The 6325-nt window shown below is 73.7% G+C and carries 6 protein-coding genes; 2 read left to right on the plus strand and 4 right to left on the minus strand.

What is annotated here, in order from left to right:
- The 4 genes from GTW67_RS35275 to GTW67_RS35290 form a co-directional block, all read right to left on the minus strand.
- A partial coding sequence (locus GTW67_RS35275; protein WP_161168788.1) for a sigma-70 family RNA polymerase sigma factor occupies positions 1-760 on the minus strand: 760 nt, incomplete at its 3' end.
- A 5-nt stretch (positions 761-765) separates the two neighbouring features.
- Positions 766-1509, minus strand: coding sequence for a PIG-L deacetylase family protein (locus tag GTW67_RS35280; RefSeq protein WP_161168789.1), 744 nt, complete (start codon positions 1507-1509; stop codon positions 766-768).
- A 78-nt stretch (positions 1510-1587) separates the two neighbouring features.
- Positions 1588-2892 carry an alpha/beta fold hydrolase gene (locus GTW67_RS35285; RefSeq protein WP_161168790.1) on the minus strand — a complete coding sequence of 435 codons (1305 nt, stop codon included), beginning with the start codon at positions 2890-2892 and terminating at the stop codon, positions 1588-1590.
- A gap of 114 nt (positions 2893-3006) precedes the next feature.
- Positions 3007-4032, minus strand: a complete 1026-nt coding sequence (locus GTW67_RS35290) for a LacI family DNA-binding transcriptional regulator (RefSeq protein WP_161168791.1) — start codon at positions 4030-4032, stop codon at positions 3007-3009.
- Positions 4033-4167: 135 nt separating this feature from the next.
- On the opposite strand from GTW67_RS35290, the gene GTW67_RS35295 reads away from it, so the two are divergent.
- Both GTW67_RS35295 and GTW67_RS35300 read left to right on the plus strand, forming a co-directional pair.
- Positions 4168-4923 carry a (Fe-S)-binding protein gene (locus GTW67_RS35295; protein WP_161168792.1) on the plus strand — a complete coding sequence of 252 codons (756 nt, stop codon included), beginning with the start codon at positions 4168-4170 and terminating at the stop codon, positions 4921-4923.
- On the plus strand, positions 4920-6325 hold a 1406-nt coding region (locus GTW67_RS35300; protein ID WP_161168793.1), incomplete at its 3' end, for a lactate utilization protein B. The genes GTW67_RS35295 and GTW67_RS35300, both read left to right, overlap by 4 nt.

Below are 6325 nucleotides of genomic sequence, written 5' to 3' on the forward strand. Positions count from 1 at the left end.
TGCCGAGCGAGTCGTTGACCCGGACGATCCGCGCCTCGGCGTTGTACTGGGCGAACATGAGCGCCGACTCCGCCACCGACTCCGCGCCCCGGAGCGCCTTCGAACCGGCGATGCCGCGCACCAGGGTGCCCGCGTCGGCCCGCAGGGTCACCTGCGGGTGCAGGACGGCGACCAGTGCCTCGAAGTCGCCGCCGCGCGCCGCGGCCTGGAAGGCGTCCAGCGCCTCCCGCTGCCGGCCGAGGTCGGGTTCGGCGGGCGGTCCGGCGTCCCGGACGCGGCGGCGGGCACGGGAGGCCAGCTGCCGGGTGGCGGCCGTGCTGCGCTCCACGACGGGGGCGAGGTCGTCGAAGGGCACGGCGAACATGTCGTGCAGGACGAACGCGAGCCGTTCGTCGGGTTCGAGCCGCTCCAGGACCACGAGGAGGGCCACGCCCACCGAGTCGTTGTGCAGCGCCTCCTGCTCCGGGTCGTCCGCCGACAGGGGCCCGATCACCAGGTCGGGGACGAAGGTCTCGTCCATCGGCTGCTCACGGCGCGCGGTGCGCGAGCGGAGCAGGTCGAGGCAGATCCGGCCGGTCACGGTGGTGAGCCAGCCGCCGAGGTTGTCGATGGTGCCCGCGTCGGTGCGGCCGAGGCGCAGCCAGGCCTCCTGGACGGCGTCCTCCGCCTCGGCGAGTGAGCCGAGCATGCGGTAGGCGACCGCCTTGAGCTGTCCCCGGTGCTCCTCGAAGCGCTCGGCCAGCTCGGTGTCGTCGGCCATGCCCGTCACCGGGCGAACAGCTCGAAGGCGACCGCGGGCCGGTTCCCGAACCGGCGGCCCGTCTGTTCCGCGGTCCGGGTGAGGAACCCGCGGACGTACGCCTCGGGCTCCTCGTCGGTCAGCACCTCGATGTAGGTGCGGTGTTCGAGCAGCGAGCGGACCGCGCGCTCCAGACCGGCCCGCGCGTCCACGGCGTGCGTGGGCGTGGCGGAGCCCGCGACGGCGACCCAGCGGACCCCGTCCCACGGTTCGAGGCCCTGCTCGGTCAGCTCCGGGAAGATCCACCGGTTGCCGGCGTCGCCCGCCGCGTCGAGGGTGGCCCGGCCGACCGCGACGTGGTCCGGGGTGTTCCAGGCGACGCCGCCCCAGGTGTCCCGGTGGTTGAGCGTGACGACCAGTTCGGGCCGGTGCCGGCGGATCGCGGCGGCGATGTCCCGGCGCAGGGCGACGCCGTACTCGACGACGCCGTCCCGGTGGTCCAGGAAGTCCACCTCGCTCACCCCGACGACGGCCGCGCTCGCCCGCTGCTCCCGCTCCCGCAGGGCGGCGCACTCGCCGGGCGCCAGGGTGTCGATGCCGGCCTCGCCGCGGGTCGCGAGGACGTAGGCGACCTCGCGGCCCTCGTCGGTCCAGGCGGCGATCGCGGCCGAGCAGCCGTACTCCAGGTCGTCCGGGTGGGCGACGACGGCGAGGGCGCGCCGCCAGTCGCCGGGCATGGGCTCCAGTTGCGTGATCGTCGGCTCCGTCATGCCCGCACCCTAGCCCGCGGCACCGGCATCACACCGGGTGCTCGGACGCCGCCACGGGGGTGTGGTGCGGGCCGTAGGTCATGCCTCGTCGCGGGCCAGTGCCAGCAGCCGGTCCAGGACGCGGGGGCCGCCGGCCCTTACGCCGTCGTGCTCGAACTCGTCGGTGACCCACGTGCGCAGGCCGCGGACGCGCCGGGCGGTGTCGAGCGCGTGGGCGGTGTCGACGTACATGTCGTCGTGGTAGACGGCCGCGGCGGCCGGCACCTCGTTGGCGGCGAGGCGGGCCGGGTCGTACAGGGGCGTCCAGTCGGTGCGGGCGGCGAGCAGGTCGGCGGTCTCGCGCAGCGGGCGCAGCGCCGGGTCGCAGTCGAACATCCAGGGGTGGACCGACTCGCCGGTGAACAGCAGCGGTTCGTCGCCCGCGAGGGCCTTGGCGGCGTCGAAGCGCGGGAACTCGGCGCGGACCCGCTCGGCGGACCAGTTCGTGGGGCGCCCGTCCTGCCCGTAGATCGCCTCGTGGACGAGGGCGTACAGCGGGTGGCCGGCGTACGACAGCAGGCCCTGGACCTCTTCCTGGAAGGCGTCGGACAGCTCCGTGCCGCGCGGGGTGCGCACGAAGGCGTCCTCCAGCAGGAAGTGCAGGCGGTGGCTGCCCTCGCTGCCGCCGAGGAGGATGCCGAGGGACTGGAAGGCCTCGACGGTGAGGCGGTAGCCGTTCGGCAGGACCACGTCGTGGGTGAGGAGGTGGTCGGCGATGCGGCGGGCCCGCTCGATGTCCTGCGGGTAGCGGGCGTAGTGCGCGACGACCTTGCGCTCGATACGGGGGTAGGCGGCGCGGTACACGTCGTCGGCGTGGGCGTCCAGGGAGGGCAGGCCGCCGGTGATCAGGGCGGTGTGCAGGCCCTCGGGGGCGAGCGAGAGGTAGGCGACGGTGCAGAAGCCGCCGAAGCTCTGGCCGAGGACGGTCCAGGGGGCGCCGCCGGTGACCTGGGGGCGGATGGCCTCGCAGTCGCGGACGATGGCGTCGGCACGGAAGTGGGTGAGGTGATCGGCCTGCTCGGCGGGGCCGCCGCGCAGCGGCAGCGTCTGGCGGGTGGCGGGTGTGGAGGCGCCGGTGCCGCGCTGGTCGAGGAGGAGGACCCGGTACTCCTTGAGGGCGCGGCCGAACCAGGCGGGCCGGCCGATGAAACGGTTCGCCCCGAAGCCGGGGCCGCCCTGGAGGTACACCAGCCACGGCAGGTCGTCCCGGTGCGCCCGGTCGCTCGCGACGGCCTCGCGGGCGTACAGCTCGATCGTCTCCCCCGAGGGGTCGGCGTGATCGAGGGGCACGGTGAATCGGCGGTCGGTGAGGACGACGCCGGGCTGGCGGTAACTGGCGCTCAACGGGGCTCCCGGGACGGCTGGGTCGTACGGCCGGATCTTTCGGCCGTGTCCCAGTTCAGCACAGGTCCTCCGGCCGCCGGCCCCCGGGACCGGGACATCGTGCTGAACGGCCGGTCAGCGGGCGGCCAGGCTGGAGCGGCGCACCACCAGTTCGGGCTGGAGCACGACGCGCCGGTGGTCGTGGGTCCGGTCGGTGCCGACGAGTTCCGTCTCCTCCAGCAGCAGCTCGGCGGCCAGGGCGCCCATGGTGACGGCGGGCTGGCGTACGGAGGTGAGGGGGACGGCCGCGGCGGCGGCGAACTCGATGTCGTCGTAGCCGACGATGGCGAGGTCGTCGGGGACGCCGACCCCGGCGGCGTACATGGCCTGGAGGACGCCGAGGGCGAGGAGGTCGTTGGCGCAGAAGACGGCGGTGGGTCGGTCGGCGAGGCCGAGCAGCCGGGCACCGGCGTCGCGTCCCGCGGCGACGTCGAGGCGTTCGGTGGGCAGTTCGCGCAGGGCGTCGGGGCCGAGGCCCGCCTCGGCGAGCGCGTTCAGGGCACCGGTACGCCGGTCACGGACCTGATGCAGCTCGGGCGGACCGCTCACGTAGGCGACGGAGCGGTGCCCGGCGTCCACGAGGTGGCGCACCGCCAGCGCGCCGCCCGCGACGTCGTCCACGGACACCGAGCACTCGGTGGTGCCCTCGGCGACCCGGTCGACCAGCACGAAGGGGATGTTGTGGCGCCGGAAGCCCTCGATGTTGCGGCCGGTGGCGTCGGCCGGGGTCAGCAGCACGCCCCGCACCCGCTGCTCGGCGAAGAGCGACAGGTACTCGGCCTCCTCGCCCGCGCTCTGGGCGCTGTTGCAGACCATCACGCCGAGCCCCGCCGCCCGCGCGGCCCGCTCGGCGCCGCGCGCCACGTCCACGAAGAACGGGTTGCCCATGTCGAGGACGAGCAGCCCCATGATCCGGCTGCGCCCGGCCCGCAGCTGGCGCGCGGACTCGCTGCGGACATAGCCGAGCCGGTCGATCGCGGCCAGCACCCGGGCGCGGGTCTCGACGGCGACGGTGTCCGGGCGGTTGATGACGTTGGAGACCGTGCCCACGGAGACTCCGGCAGCTCGGGCGACGTCCTTGATACCCACCGAATGGGCCATCGGGCGGGGACCTCCAGGGTCGGTCTGGGGAGGGGCGGCGGGAAAGACCTTCACATTACCCGCGCCGCGGGGCGGGGCCCGGCGGCTACCCTGCCTCTCGTCCGATGATCACCGGGATCGCCCCGAGGAGCCGCGATGCGTGTCGCCCTGTTCCTGACCTGCGTCAACGACACGCTGTATCCGGACACCGGCCGTGCCGTGGTGGAGCTGCTGACCCGGCTGGGCGTCGAGGTCGACTTCCCGGCGGGCCAGACCTGCTGCGGGCAGGCCCACTACAACACGGGGTACCGGCACGAGGCGGAGCCGCTGGCGCGGCGCTTCTCCGAGGTGTTCGCGGAGTACGAGGCGATCGTGACGCCGTCGGGGTCGTGCGGCGCGATGGTGCGGGAGCTGTATCCGCGCATGGGTGAGCGGGCCCGGGCCGAGGGCCGCGGGGACACGCTCGCCGCGGCCGTGGCGCCGGTGGTGCCGAGGACGTACGAGCTGACGGAGTTCCTGGTGGACGTGCTGGGGGTGACGGACGTGGGGGCGTACTACCCGCACACGGTGACGTACCACCCGACCTGTCACGGGCTGCGCGCGCTCGGCCTCGGGGACCGGCCGCTGAGGCTGTTGCGGGCCGTGAAGGGGCTGGAGCTGGTGGAGCTGCCGGGCGCGGAGGAGTGCTGCGGTTTCGGCGGCACGTTCGCCGTGAAGAACGCCGACGTGTCCGCGGCGATGGGCGCGGACAAGGTGCGCCACGCCGAGTCGACGGGCGCGGAGGTGCTGTGCGCGGCGGACAACTCCTGTCTGATGCACATCGGCGGGACCATGGCGCGGCTGCGGACGGGCATGCGGCCGGTGCACATCGCGGAGATCCTGGCGAGCACGGAGGAGGCGGTGACCGTATGAGCGGGACGTTCGTGGGGATGCCGGCCTTTCCCGAGGCGGCGCGCGAGGCGGTGCGGGACACGACCCTGCGCGGGAATCTGCGGCACGCCACGCACACGATCCGGGACAAGCGGGCGCGGGCGGTCGCCGAGCTGGACGACTGGGCGGCGCTGCGTGAGGCCGGCAAGCAGATCAAGGACCACACCCTGCGCCACCTCGACCGGTACCTGCTCCAGGTGGAGGAGGCGGTCACCGCGGCCGGCGGCATCGTGCACTGGGCCGCCGACGCGGACGAGGCCAACGCGATCGTCGCCCGCCTGGTCGAGGAGACCGGCGAGTCGGAGGTCGTCAAGGTCAAGTCGATGGCCACCCAGGAGATCGGCCTCAACGAAGCTTTGGAAGCCCGCGGCATCCGCGCCTACGAGACCGATCTCGCCGAACTGATCGTGCAGTTGGGCAAGGACCGGCCCTCGCACATCCTCGTCCCCGCCATCCACCGCAACCGGGGCGAGATCCGCGACATCTTCCGCACCGAGATGAGCGAATGGGGCCGCCCCGCCCCCGAAGGGCTCACCGACACACCCGCCGAACTCGCCGAAGCCGCGCGCCTCCACCTGCGCGAGAAGTTCCTACGGGCCAAGGTCGCCATCTCCGGCGCCAACTTCATGGTCGCCGAGACCGGCACCCTCGTCGTCGTCGAATCCGAGGGCAACGGACGGATGTGCCTGACCCTGCCCGAGACCCTGATCTCCGTCGTCGGCATCGAGAAGATCGTCCCCACCTGGCGGGACCTGGAGGTCTTCCTCCAGACCCTCCCCCGCTCCTCCACCGCCGAACGCATGAACCCCTACACCTCGATGTGGACCGGCACCACCGACGACGACGGCCCCCGCACCTTCCACCTCGTCCTGCTCGACAACGGCCGCACCGACACCCTCGCCGACGACGTCGGCCGCCAAGCCCTGCGCTGCATCCGCTGCTCCGCCTGCCTCAACGTCTGCCCCGTCTACGAGCGAGCCGGCGGCCACGCCTACGGCTCCGTCTACCCCGGCCCCATCGGCGCCATCCTCAGCCCCCAACTACGCGGCACCGAAAGCGACATCGACGCCTCACTCCCCTACGCGTCCTCCCTCTGCGGCGCCTGCTACGAGGTCTGCCCCGTCGCCATCGACATCCCCGAAGTGCTGGTGCATCTGCGGGAGCGGGTGGTGCAGGGCGGGCCGGCCGTCCGGCACGGGAACCGGGTGGTGCTCAAGCCCGCCAAGGGGCATGCCGCCGAGCGGGCGGCGATGCGGGCGGCGCAGTGGGCGTTCACGCACCCGGGCGCGCTGCGGAGCGGCCAGCGGCTGGCCTCACGCACCCGGCGGCTGCATCCGCGCACGCTTCCGGGGCCCGGACGGGCGTGGAGCGGCAGCCGGGATCA

Origin of the sequence: Streptomyces sp. SID5910 (genome assembly GCF_009862125.1) — a bacterium.
Taxonomy (GTDB): Bacteria; Actinomycetota; Actinomycetes; order Streptomycetales; family Streptomycetaceae; genus Streptomyces.

Coding starts and splice junctions, on each gene's coding strand:
- GTW67_RS35290 (WP_161168791.1), bottom strand. CDS start 4,032: ATGGCCCATTCGGTGGGTATCAAGGACGTCGCCCGAGCTGCCGGAGTC.
- GTW67_RS35295 (WP_161168792.1), top strand. CDS start 4,168: ATGCGTGTCGCCCTGTTCCTGACCTGCGTCAACGACACGCTGTATCCG.
- GTW67_RS35280 (WP_161168789.1), bottom strand. CDS start 1,509: ATGACGGAGCCGACGATCACGCAACTGGAGCCCATGCCCGGCGACTGG.